General features: G+C 66.5%; 12 protein-coding genes. 9 read left to right on the forward strand and 3 right to left on the reverse strand.

The genetic code is table 11. The features are described 5' to 3' along the window. The first annotated feature begins 19 nt into the window (after nt 1-19). From ACYU98_RS12090 to ACYU98_RS12125, 8 genes are all read left to right on the forward strand, one after another. Complete coding sequence (locus tag ACYU98_RS12090; RefSeq protein ID WP_460468886.1) at nt 20-934, forward strand: ABC transporter ATP-binding protein; 915 nt, start codon at nt 20-22, stop codon at nt 932-934. Nucleotide 935: 1 nt separating this feature from the next. Then, nucleotides 936-1748, forward strand: coding sequence for an ABC transporter permease (locus ACYU98_RS12095; RefSeq protein ID WP_460468471.1), 813 nt, complete (start codon nt 936-938; stop codon nt 1746-1748). Further along, entirely contained in the window at nt 1745-2557 is an 813-nt protein-coding gene (locus tag ACYU98_RS12100) for an ABC transporter permease (protein ID WP_460468472.1), read from the forward strand. Before ACYU98_RS12095 ends, ACYU98_RS12100 begins: the two co-directional genes overlap by 4 nt. A 422-nt stretch (nt 2558-2979) precedes the next feature. Next, nucleotides 2980-3387 carry a hypothetical protein gene (locus ACYU98_RS12105; RefSeq protein ID WP_460468473.1) on the forward strand — a complete coding sequence of 136 codons (408 nt, stop codon included), beginning with the start codon at nt 2980-2982 and terminating at the stop codon, nt 3385-3387. Nucleotides 3388-3432: 45 nt separating this feature from the next. Further along, nucleotides 3433-3615 carry a hypothetical protein gene (locus ACYU98_RS12110; RefSeq protein ID WP_460468474.1) on the forward strand — a complete coding sequence of 61 codons (183 nt, stop codon included), beginning with the start codon at nt 3433-3435 and terminating at the stop codon, nt 3613-3615. A 162-nt stretch (nt 3616-3777) separates the two neighbouring features. Further along, complete coding sequence (locus ACYU98_RS12115; protein WP_460468475.1) at nt 3778-4404, forward strand: TetR family transcriptional regulator; 627 nt, start codon at nt 3778-3780, stop codon at nt 4402-4404. Between the two features lie 31 nt (nt 4405-4435). Beyond that, a complete protein-coding gene (locus ACYU98_RS12120) occupies nt 4436-6736 on the forward strand; it encodes an MMPL family transporter (protein ID WP_460468476.1) in 2301 nt (766 codons plus the stop codon). Between the two features lie 389 nt (nt 6737-7125). Next, a complete protein-coding gene (locus tag ACYU98_RS12125) occupies nt 7126-7854 on the forward strand; it encodes a transglycosylase family protein (protein WP_460468477.1) in 729 nt (242 codons plus the stop codon). Nucleotides 7855-7955: 101 nt separating this feature from the next. Here ACYU98_RS12125 and ACYU98_RS12130 read toward each other — a convergent pair whose 3' ends face one another. Next, the gene (locus ACYU98_RS12130) at nt 7956-9254 is read right to left on the reverse strand and encodes a M1 family metallopeptidase (protein ID WP_460468478.1); all 1299 of its coding nucleotides are present in this window, start codon (nt 9252-9254) and stop codon (nt 7956-7958) included. Nucleotides 9255-9279: 25 nt separating this feature from the next. Beyond that, on the reverse strand, nt 9280-13116 hold the full coding sequence (locus tag ACYU98_RS12135; protein WP_460468479.1) for a Pls/PosA family non-ribosomal peptide synthetase: 3837 nt from the start codon (nt 13114-13116) through the stop codon (nt 9280-9282). 127 nt (nt 13117-13243) lie between these two features. Here ACYU98_RS12135 and argS point away from each other — a divergent pair, with 127 nt between their 5' ends. Then, on the forward strand, nt 13244-14977 hold the full coding sequence (gene argS / locus ACYU98_RS12140; RefSeq protein WP_460468480.1) for an arginine--tRNA ligase: 1734 nt from the start codon (nt 13244-13246) through the stop codon (nt 14975-14977). 15 nt (nt 14978-14992) lie between these two features. Here the strand turns inward: argS and ACYU98_RS12145 are convergent, their stop codons facing one another. Continuing rightward, on the reverse strand, nt 14993-16798 hold the full coding sequence (locus ACYU98_RS12145) for an alpha/beta fold hydrolase (RefSeq protein ID WP_460468481.1): 1806 nt from the start codon (nt 16796-16798) through the stop codon (nt 14993-14995). Nucleotides 16799-16921: the final 123 nt, after the last annotated feature.

The following is a 16921-nucleotide window of genomic DNA, read 5'->3' on the forward strand; positions in this document are numbered from 1 at the left end:
CTGGCCCGTGGACACTCCGATGATCCGGGCCGCCGGACTGCGCAAGAGCTTTGGCGACTTCGAGGCCGTACGAGGCATCGACGTCAGCGTGCGCCCGGGCGAGGCGTTCGGATTCCTCGGACCCAACGGGGCAGGGAAGTCCTCGACGATGCGGATGATCGCCACCGTCTCCCCGCGCACCTCCGGTGAGCTGGAGATTCTCGGGATGGACCCCGTCGCCGACGGGCCGAGCATCCGCGCCCGGATCGGCGTCTGTCCGCAGGAAGACACGCTCGACAACGAGCTGAGCGTGCGCGACAACCTCATCGTCTACGGCCGTTACTTCGGCATCTCGCGCAAGCAGGTTCGGGCCAAAGCCGACGAGTTGTTGGAGTTCGCCCAACTCACCGACAAGGCCGACGGCCGCGTCGAGGCGATGTCCGGCGGGATGAAGCGGCGGCTGACCATCGCGCGCTCGCTGATCAACGACCCGGAGATCCTGCTGCTCGACGAGCCAACCACTGGGCTCGACCCGCAGGCGCGACATCTGTTGTGGGACAAGCTATTCCGGCTTAAACAACAGGGCGTCACGCTGGTCCTGACTACCCACTACATGGACGAGGCCGAGCAACTCTGCGACCGGCTGGTGGTGATGGACAAGGGACGGATCGCGGCCGAGGGTTCGCCGCGCGAGCTGATCGCCACCTATTCCACTCGCGAGGTCGCCGAGCTGCGGTTCGGCATCGGCGAACACGAGCAGCTCGCCGACCGGGTTGCGCCCTTCGCCGACCGGGTGGAGGTGCTGCCTGACCGGCTGCTGCTCTACACCGACGACGGCGAGGCGGCGCTGCATGCCGTCGCCGATGCTGGGCTGCGGCCGATCGCGTCGCTGGTGCGCCGGGCAACCCTGGAAGACGTCTTCCTGCGCCTGACCGGCCGAACGTTGGTCGACTGAGATGACCGCCAACTCCGATGTGCGCGGCGTCGCGATCGCCCGGCCGAGTCCGCTGCACCTGCTCGACTACTGGTTGACCATTTATCGCCGCACCTGGCGCGGCTCGGTGTTCACCTCGTTCATTACGCCGTGGTTCTACGTCGTCGCGATGGGCGTCCTGCTCGGCGGTTTCGTCACGGCCGACCCGGCCACCCTGGAAGGGGCGAGCAGCTACCTCGCCTTCGTGGTCCCCGGCATGATCTGCGCTCAGAGCATGCAGGTCGGCTTCGGGGAGACCACCTATCCCGTGATGGGGATGCGCAAGTGGGTCAAGACCTACGACGCCCAGCTGGCCACCCCGCTGCGGGTCAGCGACATCCTGCAGGCCCACGTCTTGTTCATCCTGTTCCGAATCCTGACCACCGCCGTCGTGTTCACCGCGGTGATCGCCTTCTTCGACGTCTTCCAGCGATGGTGGAGCGCGCCTGTACTGATCGCGGTCCAGATCCTGGTGGGACTGGCGGCCGCACTGCCGGTCTACGCCTACGCCGTACGCGCCAAGAGCGAGTCCGGCTTCTCGGTCGTGTTCCGGTTGCTGATGATCCCGCTGACCTTGTTCAGCGGATCGTTCTTCCCGATCGCCACCCTGCCGCCGGTGTTGGAGGCCGCGGCTCGGCTGTCGCCGCTGTGGCAGGGCGTCAACCTCTGCCGGATGGCTTCGACCGGTCACTGGGACTGGCCGATGGCGACCTACAACCTCGCCTATCTGGTGGCGCTCGCGGTGGTCGGTTATCTGCTGACGCTGCGCGGGATGCGACGGGAGCTGGTGCCGTGAGTTCGATCGTCTCCCCGCTCGTCCGGGCTGAGGGCCGCAGGCTGAGCGCGCTGCAGGGCGCGGGCACCCTCATCGAGCGCAACTATCGCGTCTACCGGCGTGACTGGCTGGTGTTCATCACCGGCTTCCTCGAGCCGGTGTTCTACCTGCTGTCGATCGGGATCGGCGTCGGCAAGCTCGTTCCGGGATTCGAGGTCGGCGGCCACCACGTCGGTTATGCCGACTTCGTCGCGCCCGGAATGCTCGCCGCCTCGGCGATGAACGGCGCCATCTTCGACGCCACTTTCAACGTGTTCTTCCGGCTCAAATACGCCAAGCTCTACGACCAGATCTTGGCCACCCCGCGCAGCGTGGGCGATGTCGCGCGCGGCGAGATCGGCTGGGCGCTGATCCGCGGCGGGATCTACTCGACGATGTTCCTGCTGGTGATGACCGTGCTCGGAATGGTGCACTCCTGGTGGGCGCTGCTCGCTGTGCCGGCCACCCTGCTGATCGGCTATGCCTTCGCCTCGGTGGCGATGTCGCTGACCACCTGGATCCGCTCCTGGCAGGACTTCGAGTTCATCACCCTCGCGCTGATGCCGCTGTTCCTGTTTTCGGCGACCTTCTTCCCGATCACCCGTTATCCCACCTGGTTGCAATGGGTCGTCGAGGCAACCCCGCTCTACCGCGGGGTGGTGCTCTGTCGCGAACTGTCCACCGGAGCAGTCGGCTGGGGCTCCGCCGTCTCGGTGGTCTACCTGCTGGCGATGGGCGCAGTCGGAACGGTCCTCGTACGCCGCCGGTTGACGGCGCTGCTGCTCACCTGACCCACCGCCACCTAGAGCGCCGTCCGCTGAAGGTCCAACACATCGAATCACGATGGAAATAAAGATCACGATGCGGTAGCGAAACCTGAATTCACCCCCATGGGTGAATTTGCTCACACGCAGCAGGTGAGTGCTGGGTTTCGCGTTGACCCGCGCGTTTTCGACAACCTATGATTCGGCGCGAAACACTCGGCACTACGACGCGTGCACGACAAGCTTCCATGGGGAAATCACAGTAAATGACTCAGCAAACCGTACATTCGACGGCATTGCGTCGACGCACCCTCGCGAAGGGGGCCGCTTGGTCGGCGCCTGTCCTTTTGGTTGGTGCAACTGCCCCGGTCATGGCGGCGTCAATTCCACCGGATGGGTTGAACGGTTGGGTGACGCTGCAGCGCGATTGCACCAGAACACTCAACTTGATGATCGACGGTAAGGGTAGTTTCACCGGTGGTGGCAGCACTGACCGTGGTATCTGGGTGTTTGTTGCTGATCCGGCTGCGACAATTACTGGTGCCGCGATCATTTTCTATCTGAACAAAAGTAGTTTTTCGTTTACCAACGGCTCCGGTGCGGGTTGGTCAAACCTCGTCCGCTCAACTGTCGATGATATTTCGAGTCCGGCAAGCGGTTTCTATGCGTATAAGACGACCTATAGCGGTACGTGGACTTACAACTCCACGTATAAAGCGTGGGTGGCCAATGGTCAGCCCTACTGGTCGGCCACCATCCCAGGTGGATCCTGCAGCTCGGTGACTGCCTATGCGCGTCGCTCCGTCACGACGAACGGGAAGACCGTTGAGTTCGTCCGAGGCCCTAGTTCCCTCTGAGCTTCGGCCTGTCCCACCCACCTGCATCCTGTTGAGAGTAATGACATGACTGATCCCACTGCGGGCCCACAGCCGGTGACAACCACCCAGCCGGCCGCCACGACCACCCAGGCGCCCGGTGCGTCCGCGCCGACCATTGCGACCTCCACCCAGGCGTCGGGGGCCGCAACGCCCACGCCGGGTGTGTCTGACCTGCAGCCCAACGGTCCCACCTTCGCCCAGATCTGATCTCCCAACCGTCCCGCATCTTCAGCCTCCCTCGTTGGTTAAGGGGGCCAGCCCAAAGGCACCCCTCGCTGATTGGTGCGGTGCCGGTGCACGGTCCACCTGTGACCAGCAACACACTCTTCAAATTTGCACTTCGCCCACCCAAAGGGCAAATATGAACAGGTGACCGAAGAACTCCGTATCGAGGCCGAGGCGGCTCGTGTGGCCGGCTGGACCGACAAGCGGCAGGAGACTGCCCGGCGGATCACTCACGAGGCGCGCTGGCTTGCTGCCGAGCGCGGTTTCGATGAGTTCACCCTTGACGACCTCGCGCTTGCCGCTGACGTTTCGCGGCGCACTTTGTTCAACTACTTCGAAGGCAAAATGGAAGCCGTCCTCGGGCTTCCGCCAGCCACCGTCCATGACTGCCTGCAGCGATTCGTCGCCGGGGGGCCCTCGGGTGACCTGCTGCCCGACGCCCTGCAGTTGGCGCGCGATGTGGTCGAGGACAAAGCGATGGACCGCCACGACTGGGCGTCCATGCAGCAGGCCATGGAGCGCAACCCGAAGGTGCTGGCCGCCTCCGCTGTCAATTTCCGGCAGGTCAGCGACGACATCCACCTGCTCATCTCCCGCCGGGAAGGGTGTGCACCCAATGACCCCCGCGCCGTGATGACGATGGCGCTGGTCCTCGCGCTCTTCGACGCGACCGTACGACTTTTCATCGCCGACGACACCGAACAGATCTTCGGCGACATCTTCGACCGCAATCTCGCGGCCCTGCGTGACCTCGTCACGCCGGCATCCTGACCCCGCTGAGCACCACCAACCTAGGAGAACCATGGCAACCGCGCTCTACCGCCTCGGGCGGACGGCGTACCAAAAATGGCCGCTGTTCCTCATCGGCTGGCTGATCGTCCTGGTCGGCGGTGGCGTCACCGCCGGCGCCATCCACAAGCCGATGGTCGACACCTTCTCGATCCCGGGCATCCCGTCGCTGCAGGCGCAGGACATGGAGAAGAAGCTCTTCCCCGGGGTCCAGGACGCCGAAAACCTGGCCACCGTCAACGTGGTCGTCGCGGCTCCGCAGGGTCACACGCTGAAGGAGAAGAAGTACTCCGACGCGGTCAACACCCTGATTGCCGACCTCGGCAAGGTCCCGCAGATGCCGAAGACCAAGCTGGTCAACCCGGTCGATGCCTCGGCCAAGCAATACAAGATGGCCGTCGACGGCGGTGTGAAGCAGGGGAAGTCGAAGGCCATCGCCGAGGCGAACGCCAAGGCGCTGCTGCCGCTCTCGCCCGATTCTCGGATCGGCACCATGGGGTGGAACTTCGACGTCAAGGTCGTCGCGGACGTCAAGCCCGCCACCCAGGACGCCGTCATCGGCGCCATGGAGAAAGCCCGTTCCCAGGGGCTGATCGCCGAGGCCAACGGCAGCGGAATGCAGCAGATGCCCGACACCGGTGGCTCGTCCGAGCTGATCGGTATCGCGATCGCGCTGATGGTCCTGATCATCACCTTCGGGTCCCTGGTGGGCGCCGGAATGCCGATCCTCACTGCGCTGATCGGCGTGGCGAGCGGCACCATCGCGCTGCAGATCTACACGCATTTCGCGACGATCGGCACCACGACGCCGATCCTCGCCTCGATGATCGGCCTGGCGGTTGGCATCGACTACACGCTGTTCATCCTGTCGCGTTATCGCACCGAGCTTGCCCACACTGATGACCGGGTTCACGCGGTCGGCCTCGCGGTCGGCAAGGCCGGATCGGCCGTCGTCTTCGCCGGTCTGACGGTCATCATCGCGCTGGTTGCCCTGTCGGTCGTCGGGATTCCGTTCCTGACCGCGATGGGTCTAGCGGCTGCGGCCACCGTGTTCTTCGCGGTGCTGGTCGCGCTGACCTTGCTGCCCGCGGTACTCGGGATGCTGAAGAGCAAGGCGTTCGGCGGTCAGGTGCGCAAGCGCGCCAACCACCTTGACGAGGACGGTCACGTTCTCAACAACGGTGTGCGCTGGGCGCGTCGCCTCGGCAAGGCCCCGGCCATCGTCGTGGCCTTGGTGGTCCTGCTGCTCGGTAGCCTCGCGATTCCGATGAAGGACCTGCACCTCGCACTGCCGACCGACTCCACGGCCGCCAAGACCACCACCCAGCGCAAGGCAGCAGACTTGGCTGACCAGGGCTTCGGCGCGGGCCGCTCGGCCCCGCTGCTGGCGGTCGTTGACGCATCGGGGATCAAGGACACCAAGGACCGTACGGCCGCTTTCGACAAGGTGGTGACGTGGGCTGCCGGCCAGGATGACGTGGCCAACGCGCAGATCATCGCGGTGAACAAGGACTCCACGGGAGCCCAGGTGATCATCACGCCGAAGAGCGGCGCCGACGACACCCGTACGGACGCGTTGTTGAAGTCGCTTCGCGACGGCCAGGACTCCATCCAGAGCGACAGCAAGACCACGGTCGGCATCACCGGCGTGACCGCGATCCAGTCGGACGTGTCCGATCAGTTGACCGGCGCGCTGCCGATCTACCTGGCGGTCGTCATCGGGCTGGCGTTCCTGCTGTTGCTGTTGGTGTTCCGATCACTGCTGGTGCCGCTGACCGCAACCCTCGGGTTCCTGCTGTCGGTGCTGGCCACGCTCGGAGCCACCGTGGAGATCTTCCAGAAGGGCACCTTCGGCCTCGTCGAGGGCGCACCGCTGGTGAGCTTCATGCCGATCATCCTGATCGGCTTGGTGTTCGGTCTGGCGATGGACTACCAGGTGTTCCTGGTCACCCGAATGCGGGAGGCGTACGTCCATGGCATGACCGCGCGCGAAGCAGTCGTCGACGGCTTCCGCCACGGTGGCCGCGTCGTCACCGCAGCGGCCGCGATCATGATCAGCGTCTTCGCAGCGTTCATGCTGCAGGACAACTCACTTATTCAGTCGATCGGGTTCGCGCTCGCGATCGCGGTGTTCTTCGACGCCTTCGTGGTGCGGATGACGCTGATTCCGGCGCTGATGTACCTCATGGGTGACTGGGCCTGGAAGCTGCCTCGCTGGCTCGACCGGATTCTGCCGTCGGTGGATGTTGAGGGCGAGAAGCTCGCCGGCATGCACCCCGAGCTGGAGCACGAAGTCGACCCCACGGTCGCCTGACCAGCAACAACGCCGATCCGGCGGTGCCGCGCAGCAGCTGTGCGCGGGACCGCCGGATCGCTGTTGAGGGGCTGTGTGCTACCGCTCGCGGGTGTGACATCGATCACAATCCAGCGCGTTTTGGTAACGATTCGGGGGTGTGCTGCGCTGGGACATGTGACTAAACGGTCGTGCTTCGGTCCCCACATCAGAAGTGGATCGAAGAAGCTGACGCCTCCAATCGCCTTAATTCCTCGGAATTGGATGCCACATGTGCCCGGAACTTCTGGGGTCAGCCGAGGCGCGGAACATAGACCGCGGAAAGCTCTCCGATCGGGAGCTTTGCGCCCGGGGTTCCGCGAGGCGGCACTACGAAGGGAATTCCTTTGCTCAACAACCGCAAGGTTCGTATGACCACTTTGGCCGCCACTGGCGCCGTTGCCGCGATGTCGGCGGCGGTCGGTGCGGCACAGCCCGCTCACGCTGACACCTCGGTCTGGGACCGCGTTGCTGCTTGTGAGTCCGGCGGCAACTGGTCCATCAACACCGGCAACGGCTTCTACGGCGGCCTGCAGTTCACCCTGCAGACCTGGCACGGCTACGGCGGACAGGGCATGCCCAACCAGGCCAGCCGCGCCGAGCAGATCCGCGTTGCTCAGCGAGTTCTCGCCAGCCAGGGCCCCGGCGCCTGGCCGGTCTGCTCCGTCCGTGCGGGTCTGACCCGTGCGAACGGTGGCGCTTCCGGTGGCACCACCGCTCCGGCTCCGACTCAGGACCGCCCCTCGCGCAGCACCACGCGCACCACGGTCCCGAAGAAGACCTACGTCGCGCCGAAGGCTGAGAAGAAGACCTACGTCGCGCCGAAGGCTGAGAAGAAGACCTACGTCGCTCCGAAGGCCGCCAAGAAGGCCCACACGCACACCAAGCGTGCGCAGGCCACCCAGAAGGACTTCGGCGCCAAGTCGTCGAAGGTTGCCGTGGCTTCGACCTACCGCGTCAAGTCGGGCGACACCCTCAGCAAGCTCGCTGAGAAGTTCGGCCTGTCGAACTGGAACACCTTGTTCCACGCCAACTCGACCAAGATCAGCAACCCGAACCTGATCTTCGTCGGCCAGGTGCTGAACATCCCGGTGAAGTGAACATCTGAGTCACTGCACTAACGAAGCGGCCCGTCCCAGCGAAAGCTGGGACGGGCCGCTCCTTTCGTACGGTCGCGGTTCAGCGCAGGTTCAGCGCAGGTTCAGCGCGGGAAGTCCGGCAGTTGCGCGGTGTAGACCCAGTCCTCCATCAGGTCCGCCACCTCCACCCCCGTCAGCTCCTGCGTGAACGCGACGAAGTCGGCCGTCGTGACGTTCTTGCCCGCGTAGGCAGTCACCCACGCCGGCAGCAGCGCGAAGAACATCGCTTCGCCCAACCGGCGACGCAGGGCGTGCAAGGTCAGTGCGCCGCGTTTGTAGACGCGGTCGTCGAACGGGTCTTCGGTCGGGTCACCAAGAATCATGTCTTGCGGCTTCTTGGCCAAAGACGCGTAGTGATCTCGGGCCCGCTGGTCGGTCGACGGGCCACCGGACTCCTGCGACCAGAGCCACTCGGCGTAACACGCAAATCCTTCGTGTAGCCAGATGTCGGCCAGCGTCGTCATCGTGACCGTGTTGCCGAACCACTGGTGGGACAGCTCATGGGCGATGAGGCGCTGCGCATCCCAGTCGCGGCTGAGGAAGTTCGACCCGAAGATCGACAGCGACTGCGCCTCAAGGGGGATCTCCAGTGGCTCGTCGGTGACGACCACCCGGTAGACCGGGAACGGATAGGGACCGAACGTACGGCTGAAGAACTCCAGCATTGCCGGCTGGTCGGCGAACGACCGCTCGAAGGCGGCCCGTCGAGCGGGCGGCACAGCGGCGCTCATCGGCACATTCGCGGCCTGCGGCACCTCAATGTAACGACCGATCTGCACGGTTGCGAGATAGGGCGCCATCGGTTCGTGCTGCTCGTAGGTCCACTGCACCTTGCCGGCGCGGCGCGTCATCCCCGTACGGATTCCGTTGCAGACCACGAGGTAGTCCTGATGGGCCGCGACCTTGATCGTGTAGGTCGCCTTGTTCGATGCGCGGTCGTTGCAGGGGAACCAGCTCGGGGCGCCGCCGGGCTGCGCCGCGACGATCACGCCGTCGGTCAACTCCTCCCACCCGGCGTCACCGACCTTGTCCTTCACCGTCTGCGGAACCCCGCGGTAGGTGACGACAATCGTCGCCGTGTCGCCCTTGTCGTACGACTTGGCCAACTTGATCCGCAGGCGCGAGTCCTTGTGGATGTACTTTCCGACCTTGACCCCGGAGAGCTTGACGACCTTGAGCGCGTGCAGGTCGAGGGCGATCTCGTCGAGCTTCTTCAGCGCCCGGAAGGTGATCGCGGCGCGGCCGGAGAGGGTATTGTTCTCCAGCGCGTAGTCGAGATCCAGGTCGTAGTGGACAACCTCGTAGGTCGCGTCACCGTGACCGGGCAAATAGGGGTCGACGGGTTTGGTGTGAGGGCTCACGCGTTCCTTCTGCTCGGGTAGTCGTTCAGTCGTTCCACGGGCCGATGGGGTTGCCCACCCAGCGGGTCTTGTCCGGCACGGATTCGCCGCGCATGACCAGTGAGACCGGACCCACGGTAGCCATGCGCCCGATGGTGGCGGCGGGAAGCACCACCCCGTGTGGGCCGAGGGTTCCGCCCTCGCGCAGCGTCACGGTGTCCATCGACAGCACGCGGTCGTGGAACAGGTGGGTCTGAACAACGCAACCCTTGTTGACCGTCGCGCCGTCGCGCAGCTCGATCAGGTCGGCTTCGGGCAGCCAGTAGGTCTCGCACCACACGCCGCGACCGATCTTCGCGCCCATCGAGCGAAGCCAGATGTTCAGGATCGGGGTGCCGGGCGCCGGACGGGCCAGCCAGGGGGCCGCGAGCATCTCCACGAACGCGTCGGCGAGCTCGTTGCGCCAGACGAACGAGCTCCACAACGGGTGGTCGCCGGCGCGGATCTTCCCGATCAACAGCCACTTCGAAGCGGTCGCCAACACCCCAGCTATCAGGCCGCCCACCATCAGCGCCGGCCCCACCAGCAGGAACAGCCAACCCCAGCCCCAGCGCCGCTGCGCCTCGAGCAGGGCGACGGCGACCGCGGTGGCCAAGCCGAAGGCCATCAGCCACGGAATGATCCGACACAGCTCCACCACGTTGCGCGCGATGCGCAGCTTGCGAGCGGGGGCGTACGTCCGGGAGTCGTCGCTCTTGCTCGACTCGCGGCGCAGCTTCACCGGCGGACTGCCCAGCCAGGAGGTGCCCGACTTCGGCTTCGAGGCCCGCGGAGGGGCGGCGGACAACACTGCGACCAGCCCGCGCTTGGGCACCTTGCGCCCCGGCGCGGTCATGCCGGAGTTGCCGAGGAAGGCGCGCTTGCCGATCTTCGTACGGCCGATGGTCATCCGACCGTCGCGCAGTTCGTACGGCCCGACGAGCGTGTCGTCGGCCAGGAAGGAGGCCTCGCCGACGCTGACCAGCGACGGGATCATCAGCACCGTCGATGCTTCGACGTCCTTGCCGATAGTCGCGCCGAGCGAGCGCAACCAGCGGGGCGTCAGCGCGCTGGAGTAGATCGGGAAGAGCCACCCACGCGCCTCGTCCATCACCCGCAAAATGGCCCACGCGCGTAGCGCCGGGCTGCTGTGGACCGGGTGATCGCCGGCCTCGAGCGTGTGGCTCAGCAGTCGCACCAGCAGCCAGATCTCCGCAGCGAGCAGCGCGATGCCGACCAGGCCGCCAGCGACGACTGCGGGCACCGCCATCGCCCAGGCGTTGCGGTCGCCGAGCACCATCAGCCCGACATAAAGACCGGCGGCGGTCGCAGCGACCGGCAGGCCGGAGATGAGCACAGCAAGCAACCCGTAGGCAAACGCGAACCAGCGCTTGTGGGGTGGCCGCAACTCGGCGCGCTTCGCTGCACGGCCGATTCGGACGGCCGGCGAACCGCTCCAGCGCTCCTCGTCCGGAACCAGGCCGTAGACGCCCGAACCGGGCGCGATCTCGCTGTGGCTGCCGACGTCGGCGCCGGGAACCAGGGTGGAACGGGTGCCGACCCGGGCCCCGCGACGAACCCGCAAGGTGCCGATGTGGAGACGGTCGCCGTCGAGCCAGTGGCCCGACAGGTCGACCTCGGGTTCGATCTCAGCCTCGCGACCGAGCACCAACATGCCGGTGACCGGCGGGATGGAATGCAGATCGGCGTCCTTGCCGATCTTCGAACCGAGCAGCCGGGCATACCACGTCATCCACGGAGCCCCGGACAGTTTGGTGGCCCCCGACTCGTCGCTGATCCGTTCGGCCAGCCACAACCGCAGGTGGATCTTGCCGCCGCGCGGGTAGTTGCCGGGCGTGATCCCGGACATCACGAACCGGATCAGCCCGGCGCCGAGCAGCACCCGCCCAGGCGGGGTGAGGAAGACGACCGCCATGACCGCGATGACCCACCAGGGAGCGGTCGGCAGCGGGCGGTCGGTGAGGCTCGCGGCGAGCTTGGTGCCGAGCAACAGCCAGGCCAACCATCGCATCCCGGCCAGCGAACGGGTCGCGAGCAACGCCACGTGTTGCGCAACGCGCGTCTTTCCCGGGGTCGGCGGGACCGTACGTTCGCGGATGTTGGCCGGAGTCGACATCCCATCCAGGTGGGCGGCCAGGGCGCCGACGGTCGGATAGTCGTAAAGGTCGGCGACCGTGGTCTCCGAGTGAGTCTCGCGCAGCCGCGAGACCATCTGCGCCGCGGTCAGGCTGCCGCCGCCGGCGGAGAAGAAGTCGTCCTTGGGTGAAGCGACCACCGCACCCATCACGTCGAGCCACTGCGCTGCGATCAGCTGTTCAGTGGGGCTGAGCTCGGCGACCTCGTCGCCCGCGGCGCGCAGCGTCGGCACCGGCCAGGGCAACGCGTCGCGGTCGATCTTTCCGCTGGTGCGGGTGGGCAACGTGTCGACCTCGGCCAATCGCGGCACCATCGTCGCGGGCAGTTCCGCGCGCAGCCGGTCCATCGCCGCGATGAGGTCGAAGCCGGGCTCCAAGGTCAGATAGCCGACCAGGATCTTGTTGCCAGTGCCGGTTGACCGGATCGCAGCCGCGCCACCGCCGACGTGGGGGAGGGCGGTCAGCGCGGCGTCGATCTCACCGAGTTCGATGCGACGCCCACCCAGCTTGATCTGGTCATCGATGCGGCCGGCGAACAGCAGGCCCTCGGGGTCCTTCACAACGTGATCGCCGGAGCGGTAGGCGCGGGCCCAGCCCAACGTCGGCATGGGGGCGTACTTCTCCGCGTCCTTCGCCGGGTCCAGATAACGGGCCAGGCCGACCCCGCCGATGATCAGCTCACCGGTCTCGCCATCGGCGACCGGGTTGCCCTGCTCATCGACGACCTCCAGGTCCCAGCCGTCCAATGGCAGACCGATGCGTACGGGGCCGTCGCCGGTCAGCTGCGCACCGCACGCCACGACGGTCGCCTCGGTGGGGCCGTACGTGTTCCAGATCTCACGAGTCTCGGTGGCGTAGCGAGTGCCGAGTTCGGGCGGGCAAGCCTCGCCGCCGAGGATCAGCAGCCGCACCTTCTCCAGCGCCTGCGACGGCCACAGCGCCAGCAGCGTCGGGACCGTCGAGACGATCGTGATGTTGTTCGCGATCAGCCACGGGCCGAGGTCCATGCCGGACTTCACCAGGCTGCGCGGAGCGGGCACCAGGCACGCGCCGTAGCGCCAGGCCAGCCACATCTCCTCACACGAGGCGTCGAACGCGACCGACAGCCCGGCCATCACCCGGTCGTCGGGCCCGATCGCGTTCGCCTGCAGGAACATTCGCGACTCAGCGTCGACGAACGCGGCGGCATTTCGATGGGAGACCGCCACGCCCTTGGGTTTGCCGGTCGATCCCGAGGTGAAGATCACCCAGGCGTCATCGGTGATGTCGGGTTCCTCGACCTCCGTCGCCGGCCGCGCATCCTCCGCCGTCGCGTACGGCGTCAGCGCCAGGTCATCGCCGAGCACGGCGGCCACGCTCGCCTCGCCGAACACCGTGGTCGCCCGCTCGTCCGGGTCGTCCTTGTCGACCGGCACGTAGGCCGAGCCGGCCAGCAGGATGCCGATGATCGCCACGTAAAGGTCGGTGGTTCCCGACGTGATCCGGACGCCGACGCGGTCGCCGCGACCGATCCCGTACGACGCCAGTGCCTCGGCGACCTCCGCCGCCTTCTCCTGCAACTCCGCGTAGGTCAACACCTCGCGGCCGTTGTCGATCGCCGGGGCGTCAGGACACTCGGCGACGGTTTCGTTAAAAATGTCGACAAGGGTGCGCGGTTCGGGGGCGAACGGTCCACGCAGGAGGGTCACCGAGGTCTCGCTTTCGAGTCAGCCGGGATGCGAAGGACATTGTCCTGGACGAAGGTGAACAACGCGCAGCGCGTCTGCCCGCCGGTGCGCGGGGAACCGATTTGCGCGCTTCCCTAGACTTTTACCCATGGATCCGATCGCAGCCCTGACCAGCCACGTCCAGCATGCGATGGCGGCTGCCCTCGGGCGCGAGTATGCCGCCGCCGACCCGGTGATCCGGGTCGCCAACAAAAAGCAGACCACCGCCGACCTTCAGGTCAACGCGGCGATGGCCCTGGCCAAGAAGGCGAAGAAGAATCCGCGCGAGGTCGCTCAGGCCATCGCGGACAACCTGGACGCGCCCGAGCTGGTCGAATCCGTCGAGGTCGCCGGCCCCGGCTTCCTCAATGTGACGCTGCGCGCCGACTGGATCGCGAAGGCCGCCGACGAGATGCTGGCCGACGCCCACCTCGGAGTGCAGGCCCCGCCCCACGAGACCGTGGTCGTCGACTATTCCTCGCCGAATGCGGCCAAGGAGATGCACGTCGCCCACCTTCGTACGACGGTCGTCGGCGACTCCCTGACCCGCACCCTGGAGTTCCTCGGCCACGACGTCATCCGGCAGAACCACCTGGGCGACTGGGGCACCGCCTTCGGCATGCTCATCGAGCATCTGCTGGACGAGGGCATCGACTCCGCCGAAGCGCAGAAGCTGACCACCGACCCGAACACCTTCTATCGTCACGCGCGCGCGAAATTCGACACCGACGAGGCGTTCGCTACCCGCGCCCGCGCTCGGGTCGCGACGCTGCAGGGCGGCGACGAGCAGACGCTGCAGCTGTGGACCCGCATCCTCGACCTCACCAAGGGTTATCTGAACCGCGTCTACACCGAGCTCGGAATCACCATGACCGACAACGACATTCGCGGTGAGTCGTCCTACAACGACGAGCTGGCCGAGGTCTGCGCGACGCTCGAAAAGCAGGGGATCGCGCGGATCAGCGACGGCGCGCTCTGCATCTTCGACGAGCGGTTCACCGGCCGCGAGGACCAGCCGGTGCCGCTGATCATCCGCAAGTCCGACGGTGGCTACGGCTATGCCACGACCGACCTCGCGACCATCCGCCACCGCAGCCTCGACCTCAAGGCCGACCGGGCGCTGTACGTCGTCGGCGCCCCGCAGAACCTGCACTTCCGGATGGTCTGGGCCGCCGCCGAGCGCGCCGGATGGATCAAGGACACTCAGCCGATCCACGTCCAAATCGGCAATGTCGTCGGCACCGACGGCAAGATCCTCAAGACCCGCTCCGGCGACCTGGTGTCGTTGCAGTCGTTGGTCGACGCCGCCCTCGAGCGCGCTGGCCAGGTCGTCGACGAGTCGCGCCCCGAGCTCGACGCGCAGACGCGGGCGACCATCGCCCACCAGGTCGGGATCGCCGCGATCAAATACGCCGATCTGTCGGTTGGTCACGACTCCGGCTACACCTTCGATCTGGACCGGATGGTCGCTTTCCAAGGCAGCACCGGCCCCTACCTGCAGTATGCCGCCGCCCGTATCCGCTCCATCCTGAGCCGCGCTGACGCCGTTGACCCGAGCGGTCCGATCTCGCTCGGCGAGGACGTCGAACGGGCGCTCGCGCTCAAACTGCTCGACTTCGGCAGCGTCGTGGTGCAGGTCGGCGAGACTCTCGAGCCGCACCGGTTGACGGGCTACCTGTTCGAGTTGGCGACGGCGTACACCGCGTTTTACGAGGCCTGCCCGGTGTTGAAGGCCGAGGAGGCTGCCATTCGAGACTCGCGTCTCGCGCTCTGCGCGCTCACCCTGCGGGTGCTGCGTCAGGGTCTCGATCTGCTGGGAATCGAGACGCCCGAGCAGATGTAGGCAGCCGCCGTCCGCTCAGCCCCGCGGTGCGCCGCTCTTCGGCGTCAGCAGCTCGTCCAGGATTGAACCCAGCACCGCGAGCAGCAGCTTCTTCCACTGCGGCGTCGGGTCCTTCGGCATCGTCAGCGCGCCACCTGCCGGTGTGATGCCCACCGGGTGGACCGCACTCTCGCGCGGCAGCGGGATGCCGGGGCAGACCGAGTCCTGGGGCAGCTCCTTGCCCTGCTGCAGGAACTCGTAGGCCACCTTCTCCACACACAAGTTGCCGCCGCCGAGAACGGCGCCGTGGTTGCCCTGGTTGTCGACCGACAGCAGAACGGTGTTCGGCGCCGCCTTGTGCGCCTCGAGCGCACCTTCGTACGCGGTCGCGGGGTCGTCCTCCGTCTGCACCATCAGGATCTTCGGCCCCTTGGAGAGGTCGATCGTGGTGGTCGAGGGCTGGTAGGGCCAGTAGGCGCATTCGTTCGCGACCGAGTCATAACCGACCAACGGATACTTCGGGCCGTCCTGCTGCGCGGTCGCGACGTAGGAGTTCGGGTCCTTGTTCCAGGCGGTGTCGTTGCAGCGGATCGCGGTGAAGACGGTGGCCTCGTTCAGTGAATCGTCGCTGCTGTCACCGCTGCTGGCGGCCGCGCTCTTCGCGGTCGCGAGCGCCTGCTGGTCGCCGTTGCGAGCCCGGTTCAGCAGGCTGAGCAGCGCGCCGGCGCTTTGGAAGCCGCGGTCGCTGTAGAGCGTGTGGGCCACCACGTTGTCGATCGCGTCCGGGTAGAACGGTTTGATGTTGCCGTCGCCGGCCGCCTTGCGGATCGCTTCGTACGACGCCTTGACCTGCTCCGGCGTCGAGCCCAGCCCGTACGCCGCGTCCTGGCGGGCCAGCCACGGCAGCAGTTGCTGGTCGAAGCGGCGCTGGAATGACATGGGCTGGGTGCCGAAGCTCTCGGCGAAGGTCCCGGTGAACTCCGTGTTGCTGTCGAGCACGAACCGGCCGACCATTCCCGGGAACAGGGTGGCAAATCGCGCGCCCAGCCAAGTTCCGGCGCTGACGCCGTAATAATCCATCTGTTTCTTGCCCAGCAACCCCAACACCAAAGCGTGGTCGCGGGCCGTGTTGTCGCTGGTGATGTAGGGCAGCAGGTTGCCGTTCTTGGCCACGCAGTCGTCGACCGTTTTCTTCGCTGCCGCCTGCTCGAGGGAGATGTCGGAGGGGCTGATCGTGCGCGCGTCCTTGGATTTCGAGCCGTAGAACTCACACGTCACGCGGGTGCCGCCGCCGACGCCGCGTGGGTCGACGCCGACCACGTCGTGGTCGGCGCCCAGTGGGGCGAGGGCGGAGGTGATCACCGAGAACGAGCCGGCCGGCGCCCCGGGGCCGCCCGGGTTCACCATCAGCACCGGAGCGCCCTTGCTCTTGCTGGCGGGGGTGCGGGTGACCATCACCTGCAGGTCGCCCTTGCTCGGGTCGGAGTAATCCTTTGGAACCGTCACCTTCGCGCAGACCGTACGGTTATTGACCGGCGCGAGATCGCGCAGGCTGAACGAGGTCAGGTCGCGGACGTCGGCGGTGCAGTTTGCCTTGGCCCACTGCGGTTTCTGGCTGGTGTACTTCGCCAGATCAGCACCGGTGGGGGAGAGCTGGTCGGTCTTCGCCGACGCGCTCGTCGCTCCCTGGGCGGTCGATGCCGAGCCGGTTGCTGAATTCGACGAGGAACTGGCCGGACTGGTGGCGGCGACTTTGCTGCCACCCTCGCAGGCGGCGAGCGCGGCCGCGATCGTGAAGGCGGTCGCCGCGCTTGCGGCGCGCATGGTCGTACGTCGAGACATCTTCGGTTCTCCCCAGATCGATTCGGCCGAGCCGAGCGTAGACGGCTGCGAACGCGCCAAAGGTTCCCTGGGGACTGACCGACGCGCCCGCGCCCCAACCCCGATCGAGCGGCGGCCGGTGCG

The sequence above is a fragment of the Calidifontibacter terrae genome (assembly GCF_054778835.1).